The organism is Streptosporangium carneum (assembly GCF_027922005.1).
GTDB lineage: Bacteria > Actinomycetota > Actinomycetes > Streptosporangiales > Streptosporangiaceae > Streptosporangium > Streptosporangium carneum.
The window spans coordinates 1-17871 of the sequence record NZ_BSEV01000008.1 but is presented as its reverse complement, the minus strand read 5'-3'; the positions used below and the strand labels follow the sequence as shown (position 1 = coordinate 17871).

Here is a 17871-nt window from a genome sequence, read left to right as displayed (position 1 = left end):
CGCCGCCGAGAGGGTCGCCGAGCACGTCGGTGTGTCTCTCGAAGCCGGTGGGGTGGTCCGTGGGGGGCATGGGGGCGGCGTGCCCGCTGGGGGGCGGCGCGGACGGAGGAGCGGGCCAGGAGCCGGTGGCAGGCCAAGGAGCCCCCCGGTACGGGTCCTGCGCCGCCGGAGCCTGGCGCCCCGGTGCCTGGTGGGGCGGGACCTGACCGGGGGCGGTCTGCGGCGGTGCCTGGTGGGGCGGGAACTGGCCGGAGCCGGAGGCGGTCTGCGGCGGCGCCTGGTTCGGTGAGATCCGGGACGGAAGCTGGTCGGGCAGGGGCTGGTCGGAGAAGGGCCTGTGGGGCGGGCCCTGGTTCGGCGGGGGCTCCGGCCGGTTCGCCGGCGCGAGGGGGTCCTCTGCGCCGAACCAGTTGGGACGGCTCTCGTTCTCGGGGGACGGGGCGCCGGTCACTTCTTGCTCGCCAACGGGTAGACGTCCTTCGCGTTCGCGACCAGGCGCTGCGCCGAGGCCTCGTCGAGTCCCAGGTCGACCTCCACCTCGGGTAGAAGCGCCTCTGCTATGAATCCGCTCTGCGGGGCGAGCACAATCCGTGATCCTGCCAGTGCCGAGGCCGGAATCTCGAACACCGCCACACTCTGGGCCCACCAGCCCACCTGGATGTAGGGGTTGGTGATGGTGAGAGAGCTGTCCACCTTGTCGGTCGCGGTGTAGCGTTTGCCGTCCTGGCCCAGCAGCACGGGAGGGGCCAACTTCTGCGGCGTCCGGGTGGCCGTCGCAGCCACCTCGGCGACCAGGAAGACGCCTGAGGTCTCGGCCTTCTTCGGCTTGCCGCTCAGGGGCGTGAACTCGACGGCTTTGGCGACATGGATGGCTTTGACCTCCGCGCTGAACCGGGAGGCGGAGACCTCCTCTCCCACGCTCCCCGTCCAGGTCAGGTGGGCCGAGCTCGCCTCTGAGGACAGCGCGGCCGACTGCAGGAGCACCGCGCCCACGGCCAGCGCGGCGCCGACGGCCAGCACCCCTGCTCGGCGTGCCCTGCCCGGCTGCCTCGGAGCGCGGCGGCGACGGCGGGTGGACGACGCGGGGCCCGCCGGGGCGACGGCGTCCGACGCGGTGTTCACCGCGTCGCTCGTCACGGAGCTCATCACAGGGCTCCCGCCTGCCGTACGGGAAGGGTGACCTGGGCGACGACCTTGGGCGGGGCGTTGACCCCCTCGTCGTCCTTGACCAGGAACCACGTGCGTTCGAGGGACTTGACGCCCCCCGCGGAGTACTCGAACGTCCCGACGTCGTAGCTGACCTGCTTCGGCGGACGCTGTCTGTCTCCCAGCTGGTACCTGAGCACGACGGTCGCGGGCATGCCCGGATGCAGTTGCGAGCTCGGCGTGCTCGCGCCGGGCACGGAACTCGCGCCGGGCACGGAAACGGACGGGCCGAAGTCGCTCTTGATGGCCGGCGTCATCTTCAGCAGGGAGTTGGCGAAGAAGACGCCGGGAGTCTTCCCGTTGGACGGGGAGCCGACCCCGGTGGTCTCCTCGCCCTTGTTGGTGACCTGGAGCTCAACCTCCAGGAAGCGTTTGTCCGCCGTGCCGAACAGGCCGGGCTCCACGACCGTGCGGGACTCGACGAACTTGGTCGTGAACTCGCCCTGGTCCAGGGTCGCGCCGGGGCCCAGCTGTTTGGGAGGCTCTTCGGGGGTTTCGGCGAAACCGCCGAAGGCGGCGATGATTCCCAGACCGGTGACCGCGGCCAGGGCGGCTATCGGAACCGCTACCGGGCGCCGTCGCCTGCTTTCGCCACCGGGGGGAGACGTCATGACAAAGGATGGTAATCGCTTGCCTTCACACCATCCGACTCATTCATCCCTTAAGTGGCGGTGAACATGGGGAAAATACAGCAGATTGGCGGGAACGCTGCCCGAATCGGAGGTCCAACTCTTACGCTGTCTCCGAGGCGGCGAGAGCCCTATGGCGGAGGTTCCGTGGCGGACGTGCATCCCGAGCATGCGCAGCTCCAGGCGGACCGGATCTACCTGGGCTGGCAGTATGCCCTGCTGCACCCGGATCCGGGTCCGGCCCCCAGACGACCCTCTCCGGTCGACGACGGCGTCACCGTCGTCGCCGACGAGGTCGACCACGAGTGGATGCGCAGGGAGCGGCTCAACGAGCACCTGCTGAACCGCCCCATGAAGCTCTTCAGGGCGTTCATGGGCGGGCTCGCGGCGCTGATCCTCGTCCTCGGCGTCACCGAGCTGCTGAGCTGGTCCTTCGCCGCCGTCGGGCTGGTCGCCGCGGGCGGGGTCGCGGGCTTCTGCAGCTACGCGATCCATCAGGGCGACCGCGCGGTCCGGCACCGGATCCGCGAACGTCAGGCGGTCGGCGACCGGCAGCGCGAGGAACGCGACAGGGAGCTGTTCCAGGCCCAGGAGGAGCACGCCGCGCGCTACCGGGAGTGGGCCGAGCGCAAGGAGCGCCACGACCGGCAGCTCACCTGGTACGCCGTGACCGTGCCGGACGAGATCGACCGGATCGACGTGGCCGGGGGCACGCTGCCCGGATGGTCGGCGCTGATCACGCTGCTCGGGGCGACCCGCCTCTACAGCGGCGGCCACATGACCGTGCTCGACCTGTCGGAGGGCGCGGTCGCCAAGGACCTGATCGAGCTGGCGCGCAGGGGCGGCGACGACCCGCTGGTCTGGGTGCTGCCGACCGACCTGCCCAGGCTCGACCTGGGGGCCACGCTGTCCCCCGAGGCCTTCGCCGACGTGCTCGCCCACGTCGTGAGCGTCAGCGAGGAGCACCGCACGACCAGGGACCTGTCGTTCGACAACGCGATCCTCGAACGGGTCCTCGAGGTCCTCGGGGAGAAGGCCACGATCAACCAGGTGACCGCCGCCCTGCGGGCCCTGGCCCAGGTCGGCGACCCGCGCGAGGACCTCCAGCAGGGCCTGATCACCGCGAGCCAGCTCGAGCGGATCGGCACGCTGTTCGGGCGAGGGGTCAGCGACCGGGTGGTGATCGAGCGCGCGTGGGCGCTGGAGTCGCAGCTGCGCAAGCTGGAGACGCTCGGCTCCGAGGCCGTGCGGCTGCCGCCCGCGCGCCTGCGCGTGGTGTCCATGGACCGGCAGGCGGGCGTGTTCGGCAACCGCGTCCTCGGGACCTACGTGGCCACCGCGCTCACCCACATCCTGCGTCAGTCGCCCGCCTCCGAGCGGCCGTGGTACCACACGATCATCGTCGCGGGCGCGGACAAGCTCCGCGGCGACGTGCTCGACCGGCTGATGGACGCCTGCGAGACCTCCAGGACCGGCCTGGTGCTCACCTACCGCTCGCTCACCCCGACCGTGCGGGAACGCCTGGGACGGGGACACGCGGCCGTGACGTTCATGCGTCTCGGCAACGCCGAGGACGCCCGGATCGCCAGCGAGCACGTCGGCACCGAGCACCGACTCGAGCTCGCCCAGCTCACCGAGACGATCAGCGCGGCCGGAGCCGGGCTCGACGGCGGCTACGTCTCGACCGTCGGTCACGCCGACGACGCCGACGACGCCCGGGACGTGAGCCGTACGGACCTCAAGGAGGACATCACCTTCTCCACCGAGTGGGGCCGCCGCGCGACCAAGGCGATGGGCGGCGAGACCGAGCGGGTCCTGCACCGCTCCCGTGAGTTCCTCGTCGAGCCCCACCAGCTCCAGCAGCTGCCGACCACCTCGGTCATCGTCACCGACGCCACCGCGGAGGGCCGCAGGGTCCGCCTCGCCGACGCCAACCCGGCCATCCTGACCTTCCCCAAGACCACGCTGGGGGAGTTCGACGAGATCAAGGAGGCCGTGCTGGAGCGCGCGGAGGAGACACGACGCCACGAGCCCAGCCTCTTCGAGAACGCGCCGCCCAATCTCGGGCCGCCTCCGGCCAGGCTCGACTGGCGCAGACGCCAATGAACCGTTCGTTTGTGGTAATGGCCTGGTCAATGCGGAGGTGCGATCCCCCAGGGAGGTTCGATTTTGGTTGCCGGGGTACCCCGCCCCCGGGTCTCCGCCGCTCCTTACGGCGGAGCGATCCGTGAAGCGTCGACCCCCCGGTCTAGAGCCGGGTCCCCCGGGTGGAGAGCAAATGCAACCGAGCGTGTCCCGTCCTCCCAACCCCCTCGCCGGTCCGTGGTACCGGATCCAGGCCATCACGGCTCCCTCGCGCAGCTCGTCGGCGGAGTGGGACTTCGTCACCGTCCTGCCCGCCGTGCTCTCCGCGGCCCAGCGCAACCGGCCCTTCGTGGTCGGGTGGCTCTCCCGGGGCTCAGGGGCTCCGCTTGAGCTCATCACCAACGCGGGGCCGCTGACCCCGCCGCGCCCGCCCCGCAGGGCCGCCGCCGAGCCCGAGCCCGTCGCCTCGGGTCCCGAGCCGCTGCTGTTCCCCAGCGGGGCCAGGGGGGTGCGGATCGGCGACGAATGGCTGCGCGACCTGTCCGACCTGGCGTGGGCCGTCTGCCCCGGACGCCAGGCCCCGCCGCTCGGCGGGCGCCGCGAGCCGGACGCCGACGAGATCAGGCGGCCGACGCTCTTCGAGTCCACCCTGGTCACGCTCATGTCCAGGCCCTTCGCCTGGCTGGTCGTCGCCGAGCAGACCGACCTGCTCGACGCCGAGGTCTCCCACCTGCGGACCCAGCTCAACGTGCTGAGGCAGTACGGCGACGCGTCGGAGCGCTCCCGCTACGACGCCGAGCGGGCCGAGCGGCGCATGCAGGAGCTCGACGCCTTCCGCGAGGCGGGGCTGTGGAGCGTGCGGGTGCTGGCCGGAGCCGCGGGGCCCGAGGAGCTGCGCCAGATCGCCCCCGTGCTGGTCGGCTCCGCCGAGATGAGCCACCACCCCTACCGGCTGCGCAGCGCGCTGTCAGGGCCCGTGCACGGCTTCGTCGAGGCGCTGTCGGTGACCCTGCAGGACCCGACGGACGGCACCGCGGCGCCGTTCGCGGCCACCGCGGGAGCGCTGGCGGCGCTGGCGGGGCTGCCCCGCAGGGAGGTGCCCGGGGTCAGGGTGCTCGACGCGGGGTTCTTCGACGTGACCAGCGAGGCGGACGTCACGCCCGGGGCGCTGACCGTCGACCTCGGATCGATCCTGGACGGCCAGGACAGGGCGGTCGGCTCGTTCAGGGTCCCGCTCGCCACCCTGAACCGGCACGCGTTCGTCACCGGGGCCACGGGCTCCGGCAAGTCCCAGACCGTCAGGCACCTGCTGGAGCAGCTCACCGGCGCGGGCATTCCCTGGCTGGCCATCGAGCCCGCCAAGTCCGAGTACGCCGCGATGGGCGGCAGGGTCGAGCACCTCGCCCCGGTCACCGTGATCAATCCCTCGGCTCCGGAGAGCGTGCCGTTCAGCGTCAACCCGCTCGCCCCCGAGCCGGGCTACCCGGTGCAGGCCCACATCGACATGGTGCGGGCGCTGTTCATGGCGGCCTTCGACGCCGAGGAGCCGTTCCCGCAGATCATGTCGCTCGCCCTGCAGCGGGTCTACGAGGCGAACGGCTGGGACGTGGTCACGGGCTGGGCCGCCCCCGGGGCGGCGGTGCGGCCCGCCGTGCCGACCCTCGAGCAGTTGCAGCAGCACGCCATGGACGTCATCCAGGAGATCGGCTACGGCAAGGAGGTCCAGGCCGACGTCGAGGGCTTCATCTCGCTGCGGCTGCGGTCGCTGCGGGTCGGATCGGCGGGCCGGTTCTTCGAGGGCGGTCACCCGGCCGACATCGGCGACCTGCTCCAGCGCAACGTGGTGTTCGCGATCGAGGACGTGGCCAACGACGAGGACAAGGCGTTCCTGATGGGCACGCTGATCATCCGGATCGTCGAGCACCTGCGGATGCGGGCCAGGAAGGAGCGGAGCGCGGGGCTTCGGCACGTCATCGTGATCGAGGAGGCGCACCGGCTGCTGCGCGACCGGGGCGCGGGCCGGGCCAGCACGCACGCCGTCGAGCTCCTGGCCGGGATGCTCGCCGAGATCCGCGCGTACGGCGAGGGCATCGTGGTCGCCGAGCAGATCCCCACCAAGCTCGTCTCCGACGTGGTGAAGAACACCGCGCTGAAGGTCGTGCACCGGCTCCCCGCCGAGGACGACCGCCAGCTGGTCGGGGCGGCGATGAACCTGAGCGAGGAGCAGTCCCGGCAGGTCGTCTCGCTCCAGCCGGGCGTCGCCGCGATCTTCGCCGACGGGATGGACCGGCCGCTGCGGGTGCAGGTGCCGCTGGGGGAGGACCGTGAGCGGCTGCTTCCCGGCCACATGCCGCCGATCTGCGGCCGTCGCTCGGCGGCGTGCGGCCAGGAGTGCCGGACGGGACGGGCGTGCACCCTCGTCGAGCTCCGCGAGGCCGACCTGCTCGCCGACGCGCCCGAGTGGGCCTGGCTGCGGATCTGGACCGACACCCTGGTGCTGGCGTTCTGCGCCAACCGCCCCGTGCCGGGGGTTCCCAGGGTGCTCGCCGACCTGTGGGCCGAGCTGCCGCTGAGGCGGCGCGAGTGCCTGCTGGCCACGGCGGTGGAGCGCAGCGTCGGGCGCAGGGCGTGGTCGCTGCGGACCGTCGGCGACCCGGCGAAGCTGACCGAACAGGTCGCGGCCACCGCGACCCGGCTGCTCGGGCCCGACCGGGAGCCCGGCGAACGCCCGGGCCCGGCCTGGGTCATTCCGCAGGTCCGGTGGCTGCACGAGGTGGACAGGCTCTTCCCCTACGGCCAGCCCGCGCCCAACCCGCGTGGCGCGGCGCCCGTCATGGAGTACGTCCTGTTCAACCGCCCGAACAACGGCGCCGAACTGCTGGGCCACCGGGCCAAGGCGCTGCGCCACCACCCGCTGTCCATGGAGGTCGACCGAAACCGGGCGCTGGCCTGGCGGGTCATCCTCGGCGACGACGAGCACGAGGGGGTCGAGCAGGACATCCTCACGGTGACGATCGGCATCGACCCCGCCGAGCGGCTGCGTCACGTGGCCCAGACGATGGGGGCGGGGTGGATGGAGAGCGTGCTGGCGTGGCCGCGCCGCTTCGTGCTGCCGTTCGACGCCGCGTCGCCGGAGACCGCCGAACTGGCCTTCAGCGAGTGAGGACCGGCCCGCGCCGCGAGCGCGCGCGGACGCGGGCGGAACGCGCTCGCCGTGAACCCGCCCAGGGCGTCGAAGAACGGTCACCGTGCCCAACGACGGCTAGGATCGGCGGCATGAACGATTCGGCTATTCCGGTCCTTCGAGCTGCCGGATCGTCCTGCGACGGGTCGCTACGCGAGGAGACGGCATGACTCAGCTTCCGCTGCGGGCGCAGCTCGCGAGCGCTCTCGGCCGGACGGCCGCGACCCTGTCCAGGGCGACGGGGCGAGGCGACGGATCGGTGATCGGCGGCCGGGTCGGCCTGGCGCTGGAACCCGACCTGCTGCGCAAGCTCGCGCAGGACCGCAAGCTGGCGCTGGTGAGCGCGACCAACGGCAAGACCACCACGACCCGGCTGATCACCTCCGCGCTCCAGGAGCTCGGCGACGTCGCCACGAACGCCTTCGGGGCCAACATGCCCGCCGGGCACGTCTCGGCGCTGTCGTCGGCCAAGCACGCCCCGTACGGGGTCCTCGAAGTCGACGAGAAGTACCTCCCCGAGGTCATCGACACCACCGGGGCCGGGGTGATCGTCATGATGAACCTCAGCCGCGACCAGATGGACAGGGCGGGCGAGATCTGGCTGCTGGCCCAGAAGTGGCGGCGGGCGCTGGCGGGCAGGCCGGCCCACGTGATCGCCAACGCCGACGACCCGCTGGTGGCCTGGGGCGCCTCGACGGCCGCCAGCGTGACCTGGGTCTCGGTGGGGCAGCCGTGGAAGGAGGACTCCTGGTGCTGCCCCGAGTGCGGCGGCCCGCTGGACCGCAAGGGCATGGACTACACCCCGCCCGGCACCGCCGCTCCCGCGGCCGTCTCCGGGCCCGTCCCGGGAACCGCCTCGGGCGCCGTCTCCGGCGCGCTCGTCTCCCGCTCGGCCGAGAACGACTGGGCCTGCCGTGAGTGCACCTTCCGGCGCCCCGAGCCGACCTGGTCCCTCGACGACGACGCGGTGATCGACCCGCGCGGGCAGCGCTGGGTGCTGGACATCCAGCTGCCCGGGCGCGCCAACCGGTCCAACGCGGTGATCGCGCTCGCCACCGCGGAGACCTTTGGCCTGCCGGTCCAGCGGGCGCTGCCCCGGCTCAGGGAGGTCACGTCCGTCGCCGGTCGTTACACGACCGTCCAGCGCGACGGCAGGCACGCCAGGCTGCTGCTGGCCAAGAACCCGGCGGGCTGGCTGGAGGCGTTCGACGTGTTGGACCGCTCCCTGCCGGTGATCCTCTCGGTGAACGCCCAGGGCCCCGACGGCCGCGACACCTCCTGGCTGTGGGACGTGGACTACCGCGTGCTGCGCGGCAGGCCGGTCTACGTCACCGGGGAGCGCAAGCTCGACCTGGCCCTCAGGCTGGACGTGGCGGGGGTTCCGTTCCAGCTGACGGGCTCCTTCGCCGAGGCGCTCGCCGCGCAGCCGCCGGGCAAGGTCGACGTGATCGCCAACTACACCGCCTTCCAGCAGATTCGATCGGAGTTCGGCCGTGCAGTCTGACAGCGTCCTGCGACTCGTCTGGATCTACCCGGACCTGCTCAGCACCTACGGCGACCAGGGCAACGTCCTGGTGCTGGAGCAGCGCGCCCAGCGCCGAGGCATCCCGGTCGAGACCGTTCACGTGCGTTCGGCCGACCCGGTTCCCGAGGGCGGCGACATCTACCTGATCGGCGGCGGCGAGGACCGGCCGCAGATCCTGGCCGCCGAACGGCTGCGCAGGGACGGCGGCCTGAACAGGGCCATCGCGCGCGGCGCGGCCCTGCTGGCCGTCTGCGCGGGTTACCAGATCATGGGCACCACGTTCGGCGGCGAGGAGGGCCAGCCGGTCGACGGCATCGGGCTGATCGACATCGCGAGCGGCCGCGGCCAGGGCCGTGCCGTCGGCGAGCTGGCCGGTGAGGCCGACCCCGTGCTCGGCATCCCGACGCTGACCGGCTTCGAGAACCACATGGGCGTCACCCGGCTCGGCTCCGGAGTGCGGCCGCTGGCACGCACGGCGGTTGGCATCGGCAACGGCGACGGCACGGAGGGCTGCCACGCCGGCAAGATCGTCGGCACCTACCTGCACGGCCCCGCGCTCGCCCGCAACCCCGGGCTCGCTGACCTGCTGCTGACCTGGGCCGTCGGCGCCCAGCTGCCCCCGATCGACGACTCCTGGTTCGAACGGCTCCGCCAGGAGCGCCTGGCGGCCGTGCTTCCCCAGTGAGCGCCCCGCTCTCCCGCTGACGGCCGCCCTCCCGCCGACCGCGGGGCGCGGCGAGCCGCACGGCCTCGCCGCGCCGGGCGGGGCCGTGCCGTACCGCCCGCGGACGGGAGTCCGGACCCCGTCACGTCAGCAGGATCCCGTCACGTCAACAGGATCCCGTCAGCGGGGTCCTGTCAGCGGGGTCGCGTCAGTAGACGAGGGCCTGGACCCCTTCGCCGAGGACCTCCTCGACGAAGGTGGGGGCGCCCGCGATGCGCACGCCCTCGATCACGTCGTCGACCGTGATGTCCCGCCGAGCCGCGCACTGCGTGCACAGCGTCACCTTGCCCACCGCCAGAACCGTGTCGAGCAGGTCGCCGAGCTGGGCCGCGTGCGGGAGAGAGAAGTCCTTGGCCCGTCCGGGGAGGGCGAACCACGCCGACTCCCCGGTCAGCCAGAGCGAGACGGGAACCCCGCTGGCCAACGCCGCCGCCGCGACCGTGAACGCCTGGTTGCAGCGCTCGGGCTCGTCCGCCCCCGCGGTCACCTTGATCACCAGTGATCGTGCCATACCCCGAAGCCTATTCGGGTCCGTGTCACGGGCGCGAGCCGTACCCGGACGGCTCTAGGCTCGGATTCATGGACGTTCCCGAACTGCACCCCGCCCTTGAGCCGATCGCTTTCCTCCTGGGCCGGTGGGAAGGTGCCGGGGTGGGTGGATACCCGACGATCGAAAGCTTCAACTTCGGACAGGAGATCGTCTTCGGTCACAACGGCAAGCCGTTCCTGACCTACACCAGCCGCACCTGGCTTCTGGACGAGTCGGGCGGCAAGGTCCGCCCGCTGGGCACGGAGACCGGTTTCTGGCGCAGCCTGCCCGAGCGCCAGCTCGAGGTGTGCCTGTCGCACCCGACCGGCATCGTGGAGATCTACGTCGGCGAGGTGGTCTTCAACAAGATCGAGCTTCAGACCGACGTGGTCGCCCGCACCGCGACCGCCAAGGAGTACACCGCGGGCCACCGCCTCTACGGCCTGGTCAACGGCAACCTGATGTGGGCCTACGACATGGCGGCCATGGGTCAGCCTCTCCAGTCCCACATCTCCGCGGAGCTCAAGAAGGTCGCCGACTTCGTTCCCGAGGTCGACTAGCGTCCGTTCTCCGGCACGCCTGCCGGAGAACAGACGTCGTTCCGGGGGCCGTGAACGCGGCGGATACCATCGCGGGCATGAGCACTCCCTTCACCCCCGATGTGGTCGAGGCCATCAAGCGCCACATGAACGACGACCACACCGACGACGCGTTGCTGATCTGCAGGGCCCTGGGCGGCCGACCCGAGGCCACGAGCGCCGTCACCTCGGGTGTGGACGCCGAGGCGATCGAGTTTCTCGCGGTGGTCGACGGCGAGGACGTCACGGTCAGGGTGCCCTGGAGCACGACACTGACCGAGCGCGCCCAGGTCCGCAAGGAAGTGGTCCGCCTGTACCAGGAGGCGTGCGCCGCTCTCGGCCTCCCGGCCCGCGGGGAGCACTGAGGGAGCAGAGCTCCGGAGACCTCGCGCGCCGGAGACCTCACGCGCCGGAGGGATCCGGAAGCGCGCACCGGAGAGATCCGGAAGCGCGCACCGGAGGGATCCACTCGCGCGCGCCGGATGGATCCGGAGGCCGCGGAGCCGGGAACTCCGGAAGCCGGAAGATCGGGATGGGAATTCCGGAAGCCGGGAAGATCTGGAAAAGCCGGGAAGATCTGGAAAAAGGAAGAACCCCGGGCCTGTTCCTTCCGCGGAGCGGAAGGGCCAGATGGACCAAAGACGGGAAGGGACTTCCCGCCCTCTGGCAGCCCGGGGTTCCGGTGATTGTCGTGGATTCGCCGAACGTCGCCAGACGTCCGGACAGAGTCCGGAAGCTGGGGCGTCCTAGCGGACAGCCACCTCGCTAGCCCAACTATGATCAACCATTGTTCGGACCACCTCCTTTCGGCGTGCTTGTACAGTACGAAAACGATCCGGCTCGGGCAAATGAATATTCGAGCCCGCCCCTTCGAGCCGGTGATCCTCATGGCCGGTCGCCCTGTCGCGGGCGGGAGAAAACCAGATGAGATCGTCGGGGATCGCTCGGTAACCTCGCCTCAGCACGCAGGGGCTGAGCACGCGGTGAGCTCACTCGGTTGTAACCCGGACGCTTCGGCTGTGGCGGTTCGACTCCGTCCCCCTGCACTCCGTTCCTGTGCGTCCAGCGGCCCAGGACGACCGGGCTCCCCTCGGGGACCCGGCGGCGCCGGTTCGAATCCGGCCGGGAGCGGTGCCTGCCTGCATAGCTCAGTCGGTGAGAGCGCCGCACTCATAATGCGGAGGTCCCAGGTTCGAGTCCTGGTGCAGGTACGCCCGGAGACGACGAGGCACGCGGACGGCTCTTTCACGTGGCGGGCGTCGACGCGGTGAACGGTTCCGAGCAGGTCGGCACAAGCAGATCGCCGCCGTCGGCACACGATACGCGGGGCCGTGTGCCGACGACGGCGGCGATACCCGGCGCGTCGCTCTCCGTGCGCGGTCACGTGAAGCCGGGTGAGGTCACGTGACCTCGGGTGGGGGTACGGGGGAGGGATCCGGCGGCGCGGAGAGAGCGGAACGGCTCCTCGACGCCGCCGGGCGCGCTCACGGGCGTGACACGTCGGCTAGCCGCGCGCGACCTCCGGGGTCGGCACGGTCAGCACTCGCCGCGCCACACGACCTTCACGAGGGCGTTGCCGGGAGCGGCGTTGCCCTTGTACTGGCCGGGGCCGGGGTTGTAGTGGAGGCACACGGTTTCCTGGAGGCCCTGCCAGTCGTACGTCATGTCGACGTGGTCCGCCCCGGGGAGCGCGTAGCCGTTGTTGAACGCGGACTGGAAGGCGACGCCGCCGGTCCAGTTGCCGGCCGTCTTCAGCACGAGGGTGCCGGTCTGGTTCGGGCCGCTGTAGGCGCAGAAGTATCCCTTGGGGCAACCGGGCGGGTTCGGCTCGGCCGACGCGCCCGTGGTGGTGGCCATGACGCTGATGAACGCGGCGGAGGCGGCAAGAACCGAGACGACTCGTTTACGCATGACGATCTTTCCCCTTCGTGCAATTGCCGACGACGACACGGAGCCCGCCGTGAAGATCTGTGGCGGGCGTCTCGCCAGGTGCCGGTCTAACACGGAAAGATTGTTCGGCGTCGGGGGAGGCGGAGTGAACAAACAACCGCCGAACAACGTCACCCGGTTGTTTCCGAGGTGACGAGGCCGCCTGCCGCCCAGGAGGCCGGGGCGGCGCGCGGAGGAGCCGTGCGCGGTCGTCGACGGCGACGTCTTCGGAGGGGGCGCGAGGTCTTCGGAGAGGGCAGGGAACCCGGCGGCTCGGGCTGCTCCGGCGGCGTCGATATGCTCTTAGACTCTGTTCATGACCGAGACGTCGTGGCACGAGCAACTACGGGCGCGCGGTTACCGGGTCACTCCGCAGCGTCAGCTGGTGCTTGAGGCGGTCAAGAGCCTTGAGCACGCCACTCCGGAGGAGATCTGCGCCAAGGTGCGCGAAACCGCGCGCGGGGTCAACATCTCGACCGTCTACCGGACCCTCGAACTCCTCGAGGAACTCGGCATGGTCACCCACAACCATCTCGGGCACGGCGCGCCCACCTACCACCTGGCCGCCGACGCCGACCACGTGCACCTGGTGTGCCACGAGTGCGGCGAGATCAACGAGGTCCGCCCCGAGTTGGTGAACGACTTCGTGACCAAGCTCGACGAGGAGTTCGGGTTCGCCGTCAACGTGCACCATCTCACGGTCTTCGGCCGCTGCAGCAGGTGTCGCTGAGGCCTCGTAGGCTTGGCCCATGCGAAGCCCTCTGCTGGACACTCCCGGCGCGGTCGCGGCCGAGACTCCCGATGCCGACGTCGCCGGACACTACGGCGACCCGTTCGCCGAGCAGCGCGCCTTCCTCGCCGGTGAGGCGCTGGTCGACCGGAGCAACCGCGAGGTCGTGCGAATCTCCGGAGCCGACAGGCTGAGCTGGCTCAACAGCCTGAGCTCTCAGAAACTCGACGACCTCAAACCGGGCCAGGCCACCCAGACGCTGCTCCTGGACGCCCAGGGCAGGGTCGAGCACCACCTCACGCTCGTCGACGACGGCGAGGTCGTGTGGGCGCACGTGGAGCCGGGCACGTCGGCGGGGCTCGTCGCGTTCCTCGACAAGATGCGGTTCATGCTCAGGGTCGAGGTCACCGACGTGACGTCCGACTACGCGGTCGTCTCCGTGGCCGACGCCGGGCGGCTCACCCCGCCCCAGGGAGCGATCCTCGTCGGCGACGACGTGCTGCTCCCGCGCGACCAGCTGACCGAGCGCCTCGGCGGCCTGTGGCTCGCCGGGCTCTGGGCCTACGAGGCGCTGCGCATCGAGGGCCACCGCCCGCGGCTCGGCTTCGAGACCGACCACAAGACCATCCCGCACGAGGTCGGCTGGATCGGCACGGCCCTGCACCTGAACAAGGGCTGCTACAAGGGGCAGGAGACCGTGGCCCGGGTCCACAACCTCGGGCATCCCCCGCGCCGCCTGGTCTTCCTGCACCTGGACGGCAGCGCCGACACCCTTCCCGGGCACGGCGTCCCCGTCGTCCACGAGGGCGCGGAGGTCGGTTTCGTCGGCAGCTCCGCCCGCCACCACGAGCTCGGTCCGATCGCGCTGGCCGTGGTCAAGCGGACCGTCCCGGTGGACGCCACGCTGCAGGCCGGGGAGGTGGCGGCCTCCCAGGAGGTCGTCGTGCCGCCGGACGCGGGGCGCAACGTCCAGATCGACCCAGCGCTGCGCCGCCGCGTTCGCTGAGCCGCTGCGGTTCGCTGGGCCGCCGCGTTCGCTGAGCCGCTGCGGTTCGCTGGCCCGGCGTATTCGCTGGGCCGCTGCGTTCACTGGCCGCCGTGTTCGTTGGGCCGCTGCGGTTCGCTGAGCCACCGCCAGGTCGCCGGGCTGCCGGGTTCTCCCCGGCCAGGCCCGTGCGACCGGGTCCTCGTGCCCGTGAAAGGTCAGTTCTTCGCCCAGATGGCCGTGTAGTTGCCCTCCTCCACGTCCAGCTGCGTGGGGTAGAAGCCCTTGGCCTTCAGGTCGTCGAAGCGCTTCTGGTAGCCGCTCGAGCTCATGCCGGTGTACTCGTACCAGCTGGAGCCGTTGTCCTTGACCCAGACGGTCGTGTAGGTCTCGCCGGGGCCCACCGAGACCAGCGAGGGCTTTTCGCCCTTCTTGGTGCGGGCGAGGAACTCCGCGTGGTGCTCGTCGAAGGACTTGCCCGTGGTGACGGACCAGGCCTGCGAGCCCTGCGTCCAGACGCCGACGTAACGCGGGGCGTCGGCGGTGCCGTAGACGTTGGCCGCGGTGAGGACGTACCCCTGCCTCGCCGCGTCGGCGTTGGCGGCGGAGAACTGGCCGGCGTCGATGTTGTGCTTGGCGAAGAACTTGCCGGGCGTCTTCTCGAAGATCGCGGCGAAGACCGCGTCGTCCCCTGAGCCGCTGGCGCTCACCGTGGTCGGGCGGTAGCCCTGGGCGCGGTAGTCGTCGAAGCGCTTCTGGTAGCCACTGGACGACATGCCCTGGATCATCGCCCAGGCCGGGCCCGACCTCTTCACCCAGACGGCGCCGTAGCGGGGCGAGGACGTGTTGTCCACCGTGAAGGTGATCGGCCGGTAACCCTGACCGCGCAGGGCGTTGAAGCGTTCGGTCTGCTGCTCGCCGGTGACGCCGTGGTAGGCGCTGAACACCGGCAGGGCCTGTGCGTCGGCTGCGGGTGCCGTCGCGGCGACCAGTGCGGCGGCGACGACGGACGCGGCGGTGATGGACGCGAAGGTACGCATGACCCTCCCCATGGGTTGCGACTTTCCTGATGATTCATCACGGACAAGCGGTGACCTTAGCGGATCACCGCCGGAGGAGTACGGCTTCGCGTCGCTTCCCGATCTTGGGGGCGGTGCGTCAGGACGGTTCCGAGGGTTTCGTGATCCGTCCTCACCAGGCCTTTCCGGTTTCTCCCGGTTCGGCACGATCGAACACTTCTGAGATCTTCGAAGTTCGGTGCGGCCGGACGCCGCCCGGCCTGTCCGGGCCGCCGCTCAGACCTCCAGGATCAGCGTGATCGGGCCGTCGTTGGTCAGACCGACCTGCATGTCGGCGCCGAACACCCCGGTCTCCACGTGCGCGCCCAGCGTGCGCAGCTCCGCGCAGACGGCCTCGACGAGCGGCTCCGCGACCGGTCCCGGTGCCGCGGCCTGCCAGGTGGGACGGCGGCCCTTGCGGGCGTCGCCGTACAGGGTGAACTGGCTGACCACGAGCAGTGGCGCGCCGATGTCCGAGCAGGACTTCTCTCCGGACAGGATCCGCAGGCCCCAGAGCTTGGCGGCGAGCCTGGCCGCCTCCGCCGGGGTGTCGGTGTGGGTCACGCCGACCAGCACGAGCAGCCCCGGCTCGTCGATCGCTCCGACCGTCTGCCCGTCCACCTTCACCGAAGCGGAGTTCACCCGCTGTACGACCGCACGCATGCCCTCCATCCTCCCGCCTTTCCCGCCGTGCGATAAACCCGGACTCCGATCTTCATAGAATCTTCGCGAAAGGAGACAAAGGTGTCTGCTGAGTCGTTGGTTGTCGAGGTCGTCCGTTCGGGGTTCGTGGAATCCACCCATCTGGTCCGCATGCTGGCCGTCGACGCGGCGGGCTCCCCGGTGCGGGTGCACGGCGCGGTGGACGCCCTGGTCTCGCCCCGTTCGTCGTTGAAGCCGCTGCAGGCGCTCGGCATGGTGCGCGCCGGGCTGCCCCTGGACGGGGAACTGCTCGCGCTGGCGTGCGCCAGCCACGCGGGAGAGCCGTTCCACGTGGACGGCGCGAGGAGGATCCTCTCCGGGGCGGCGCTGGACGAGAGCGCGCTACGCTGCCCGGAGGACCTGCCCGAGGACGCCGCCTCCCGCGACGAGGTGCTGCGTTCAGGAGGCGGACCCGCGCCGATCTACATGAACTGCTCGGGGAAGCACGCGGCGATGCTCGCCACCTGCGTGATCAACGACTGGCCGCTGGAGACCTACCTGGATCCGAGGCACCCGCTGCAGAAGGTCATCCGCGATACCGTCGAGGAGCTGACCCGCGAACGTGTCGCCGCCACGGGGGTCGACGGCTGCGGCGCTCCGCTGTTCTTCGTGTCGATGATCGGCGTGACCCGGGGGTTCCGCGCCTTCGTCCAAGCGGAGCCGGGCACGTTCGAGCGCCGCGTCGCGGACGCCTTTCGTGCCCATCCCGAGTGGACCTCCGGCACGACCAGGGCCGAGGCCCGGCTGATGCGGGCGATCCCCGGCCTGATGGTCAAGGCCGGGGCCGAGGCGTTCGACGCCTTCGTCTTCGCCGACGGCCGCGCGGGAACCGTCAAGGTCGAGGACGGCGGCTACCGCGCCCGAGTCCCGGCCACCGTCGCGGCCCTTCGCGCCCTCGGCTTCGAGGCCGCCGAACTGGAGGAGCTCGCGACCGGCGTGCTGCTCGGCGGCGGCCGTCCGGTCGGCGAGGTCCGCCTGCGCTGAACCCCGCCTGCGCTGAACCCGCCTGGGGTGGACTTGTCTGGGTTGAACCTGCCTGGGGTGAACTTATCTGGGCTGGACCTGTCTAGGCTGGACTTGTCTGGCCTGGACTCGCCCGGGTTGGAGCCGCCTGGGCTGAACTTGCCCGGACTTGCCCGGACTGGATTTGCCTGGGCGGGTCAGGCTCGGGAGAGCTCCTCGGCCACCAGGCTCGCGCCGATGCCCACCAGCCAGATGTCCTTGGCGATGCCCAAGCCCTCCTGGGTGGGACGCAGGCTTCCCTCCTGCCGCATGCCGGGAGTCCTCAGGTAGAGACCGACCAGTCCTCCGGCGAAGGCGGTGAGCGCGGCGCCCGCCAGCAGCGACGGCACCACCGGGATCAGCAGGGCCGCGCCGACGGCGATCTGCCCTTTCGCCAGCCAGTGTGAGAACCGCTCCGGTTCGATGTGCTTCAGGAACGGGTAGGCGTTCGCGGCCATTCCATGGACGGCGACCGCGTTGTCCGCACCTGCGGCGGCCATGGTGAGCCCGGCGTTCAGGACGAACGCGCCTGCGGCGATCCGGGCGGGAAGCTGGTGCGGACGGACCATGATCCTCATGAGTGCTCGCAATGGTCGATGGAGCGATAATCATGCTCCTTCCCGCTGTTTGCGCTGCTCATCCGCATAGCAACCGTTTCTTGAACGTCGGGGGACCTTCTCGCGGGGCGCGCCGTACGAAGGCGCTGAACACGTCCGTGTCGACACTTGCCGTACCGGTGCTCAGGAAACATCACGAATGCGGTGAAGGCATGCGGTCACCGCGCCAGGAGACCGGCCACCTGTCAGCCGCGTCACCAACCTGCCTGGACAGTACGACCATGGGGCGTTTCCCGGGCCGGGACTTGGGCGGCTGCCGTCGGGGGTGGGTGGTTCGTTGGGTCTGCTTGGCCTGCCTGGTCTGCTTAGCCCGTGGTGTCGCTTGGTTCGTGGGTTTGCTTGGTTTGTGTTGCGGTGGCTTTGTTCTCTGGGTTCGCTTTGTTCGCGC

The 17871-nt window shown here is 70.9% G+C and carries 16 protein-coding genes, 3 tRNA genes and 1 pseudogene; 13 read left to right on the top strand and 7 right to left on the bottom strand.

Going from position 1 to position 17871, the window contains the following annotated elements:
• Positions 1-447: 447 nt before the first annotated feature.
• Entirely contained in the window at positions 448-1146 is a 699-nt protein-coding gene (locus tag PKF00_RS18665) for a hypothetical protein (RefSeq protein WP_271218834.1), read from the bottom strand.
• Positions 1146-1817, bottom strand: a complete 672-nt coding sequence (locus PKF00_RS18660; protein WP_271218833.1) for a hypothetical protein — start codon at positions 1815-1817, stop codon at positions 1146-1148. Before PKF00_RS18660 ends, PKF00_RS18665 begins: the two co-directional genes overlap by 1 nt.
• 174 nt (positions 1818-1991) lie before the next feature.
• On the opposite strand from PKF00_RS18660, the gene PKF00_RS18655 reads away from it, so the two are divergent.
• The 4 genes from PKF00_RS18655 to PKF00_RS18640 all read left to right on the top strand — a co-directional run bounded on the left by PKF00_RS18655 (position 1992) and on the right by PKF00_RS18640 (position 9314).
• Positions 1992-3941 (top strand): hypothetical protein, encoded by a 1950-nt coding sequence (locus PKF00_RS18655; protein WP_271218832.1) that lies wholly within the window; start codon positions 1992-1994, stop codon positions 3939-3941.
• Positions 3942-4113: 172 nt separating this feature from the next.
• Positions 4114-7083, top strand: a complete 2970-nt coding sequence (locus PKF00_RS18650; protein ID WP_271218831.1) for an ATP-binding protein — start codon at positions 4114-4116, stop codon at positions 7081-7083.
• Between the two features lie 187 nt (positions 7084-7270).
• Complete coding sequence (locus PKF00_RS18645) at positions 7271-8608, top strand: MurT ligase domain-containing protein (protein ID WP_271218830.1); 1338 nt, start codon at positions 7271-7273, stop codon at positions 8606-8608.
• On the top strand, positions 8598-9314 hold the full coding sequence (locus PKF00_RS18640; RefSeq protein ID WP_271218829.1) for a type 1 glutamine amidotransferase: 717 nt from the start codon (positions 8598-8600) through the stop codon (positions 9312-9314). The genes PKF00_RS18645 and PKF00_RS18640 overlap by 11 nt, the downstream gene beginning before the upstream one ends.
• 187 nt (positions 9315-9501) lie before the next feature.
• Here the strand turns inward: PKF00_RS18640 and PKF00_RS18635 are convergent, their stop codons facing one another.
• Positions 9502-9864 carry a DsrE family protein gene (locus tag PKF00_RS18635; protein WP_271218828.1) on the bottom strand — a complete coding sequence of 121 codons (363 nt, stop codon included), beginning with the start codon at positions 9862-9864 and terminating at the stop codon, positions 9502-9504.
• A gap of 68 nt (positions 9865-9932) precedes the next feature.
• Between PKF00_RS18635 and PKF00_RS18630 the strand changes: the two genes are divergently transcribed.
• From PKF00_RS18630 to PKF00_RS18610, 5 genes are all read left to right on the top strand, one after another.
• The gene (locus tag PKF00_RS18630; protein ID WP_271218827.1) at positions 9933-10442 is read left to right on the top strand and encodes a heme-binding beta-barrel domain-containing protein; all 510 of its coding nucleotides are present in this window, start codon (positions 9933-9935) and stop codon (positions 10440-10442) included.
• 77 nt (positions 10443-10519) lie between these two features.
• Entirely contained in the window at positions 10520-10825 is a 306-nt protein-coding gene (locus PKF00_RS18625; protein ID WP_271218826.1) for a DUF2470 domain-containing protein, read from the top strand.
• A gap of 600 nt (positions 10826-11425) precedes the next feature.
• Positions 11426-11506: transfer RNA gene (locus PKF00_RS18620), tRNA-Tyr, on the top strand.
• Positions 11507-11510: 4 nt separating this feature from the next.
• Positions 11511-11591: transfer RNA gene (locus tag PKF00_RS18615), tRNA-OTHER, on the top strand.
• A 6-nt stretch (positions 11592-11597) separates the two neighbouring features.
• A tRNA-Met gene (locus PKF00_RS18610) sits at positions 11598-11671 on the top strand.
• A 325-nt stretch (positions 11672-11996) separates the two neighbouring features.
• Here PKF00_RS18610 and PKF00_RS18605 read toward each other — a convergent pair.
• Positions 11997-12371 carry a peptidase inhibitor family I36 protein gene (locus tag PKF00_RS18605; RefSeq protein ID WP_271218825.1) on the bottom strand — a complete coding sequence of 125 codons (375 nt, stop codon included), beginning with the start codon at positions 12369-12371 and terminating at the stop codon, positions 11997-11999.
• 334 nt (positions 12372-12705) lie between these two features.
• Here PKF00_RS18605 and PKF00_RS18600 point away from each other — a divergent pair, with 334 nt between their 5' ends.
• A complete protein-coding gene (locus PKF00_RS18600; protein ID WP_271218824.1) occupies positions 12706-13119 on the top strand; it encodes a Fur family transcriptional regulator in 414 nt (137 codons plus the stop codon).
• A 19-nt stretch (positions 13120-13138) separates the two neighbouring features.
• Entirely contained in the window at positions 13139-14125 is a 987-nt protein-coding gene (gene ygfZ, locus PKF00_RS18595) for a CAF17-like 4Fe-4S cluster assembly/insertion protein YgfZ (RefSeq protein ID WP_271218823.1), read from the top strand.
• Positions 14126-14322: 197 nt separating this feature from the next.
• Here ygfZ and PKF00_RS18590 read toward each other — a convergent pair whose 3' ends face one another.
• Both PKF00_RS18590 and dtd read right to left on the bottom strand, forming a co-directional pair.
• Positions 14323-15144, bottom strand: coding sequence for a hypothetical protein (locus tag PKF00_RS18590; protein ID WP_271218822.1), 822 nt, complete (start codon positions 15142-15144; stop codon positions 14323-14325).
• Positions 15145-15399: 255 nt separating this feature from the next.
• Positions 15400-15825: a D-aminoacyl-tRNA deacylase gene (gene dtd, locus PKF00_RS18585; protein WP_271218821.1), complete on the bottom strand. Its 426-nt coding sequence runs from the start codon at positions 15823-15825 to the stop codon at positions 15400-15402.
• Positions 15826-15906: 81 nt separating this feature from the next.
• On the opposite strand from dtd, the gene PKF00_RS18580 reads away from it, so the two are divergent.
• Both PKF00_RS18580 and PKF00_RS44685 read left to right on the top strand, forming a co-directional pair.
• Positions 15907-16848, top strand: coding sequence for an asparaginase (locus tag PKF00_RS18580; RefSeq protein WP_271218820.1), 942 nt, complete (start codon positions 15907-15909; stop codon positions 16846-16848).
• A 27-nt stretch (positions 16849-16875) separates the two neighbouring features.
• Positions 16876-16944: pseudogene (locus PKF00_RS44685) on the top strand (hypothetical protein); the annotation flags it as partial.
• Between the two features lie 80 nt (positions 16945-17024).
• Here PKF00_RS44685 and PKF00_RS18575 read toward each other — a convergent pair.
• A complete protein-coding gene (locus PKF00_RS18575) occupies positions 17025-17444 on the bottom strand; it encodes a hypothetical protein (protein ID WP_271218819.1) in 420 nt (139 codons plus the stop codon).
• Positions 17445-17871 lie beyond the last annotated feature (427 nt).

Bases quoted from the DNA above. Each gene is read 5' to 3' on its own strand.
- PKF00_RS18650 (WP_271218831.1), top strand. From the start codon at position 4,114: ATGCAACCGAGCGTGTCCCGTCCTCCCAACCCCCTCGCCGGTCCGTGG.
- dtd (WP_271218821.1), bottom strand. From the start codon at position 15,825: ATGCGTGCGGTCGTACAGCGGGTGAACTCCGCTTCGGTGAAGGTGGAC.
- PKF00_RS18600 (WP_271218824.1), top strand. From the start codon at position 12,706: ATGACCGAGACGTCGTGGCACGAGCAACTACGGGCGCGCGGTTACCGG.
- PKF00_RS18665 (WP_271218834.1), bottom strand. From the start codon at position 1,146: ATGAGCTCCGTGACGAGCGACGCGGTGAACACCGCGTCGGACGCCGTC.
- PKF00_RS18625 (WP_271218826.1), top strand. From the start codon at position 10,520: ATGAGCACTCCCTTCACCCCCGATGTGGTCGAGGCCATCAAGCGCCAC.
- PKF00_RS18645 (WP_271218830.1), top strand. From the start codon at position 7,271: ATGACTCAGCTTCCGCTGCGGGCGCAGCTCGCGAGCGCTCTCGGCCGG.
- PKF00_RS18630 (WP_271218827.1), top strand. From the start codon at position 9,933: ATGGACGTTCCCGAACTGCACCCCGCCCTTGAGCCGATCGCTTTCCTC.
- PKF00_RS18575 (WP_271218819.1), bottom strand. From the start codon at position 17,444: ATGAGGATCATGGTCCGTCCGCACCAGCTTCCCGCCCGGATCGCCGCA.
- ygfZ (WP_271218823.1), top strand. From the start codon at position 13,139: ATGCGAAGCCCTCTGCTGGACACTCCCGGCGCGGTCGCGGCCGAGACT.
- PKF00_RS18590 (WP_271218822.1), bottom strand. From the start codon at position 15,144: ATGCGTACCTTCGCGTCCATCACCGCCGCGTCCGTCGTCGCCGCCGCA.
- PKF00_RS18635 (WP_271218828.1), bottom strand. From the start codon at position 9,864: ATGGCACGATCACTGGTGATCAAGGTGACCGCGGGGGCGGACGAGCCC.
- PKF00_RS18605 (WP_271218825.1), bottom strand. From the start codon at position 12,371: ATGCGTAAACGAGTCGTCTCGGTTCTTGCCGCCTCCGCCGCGTTCATC.
- PKF00_RS18660 (WP_271218833.1), bottom strand. From the start codon at position 1,817: ATGACGTCTCCCCCCGGTGGCGAAAGCAGGCGACGGCGCCCGGTAGCG.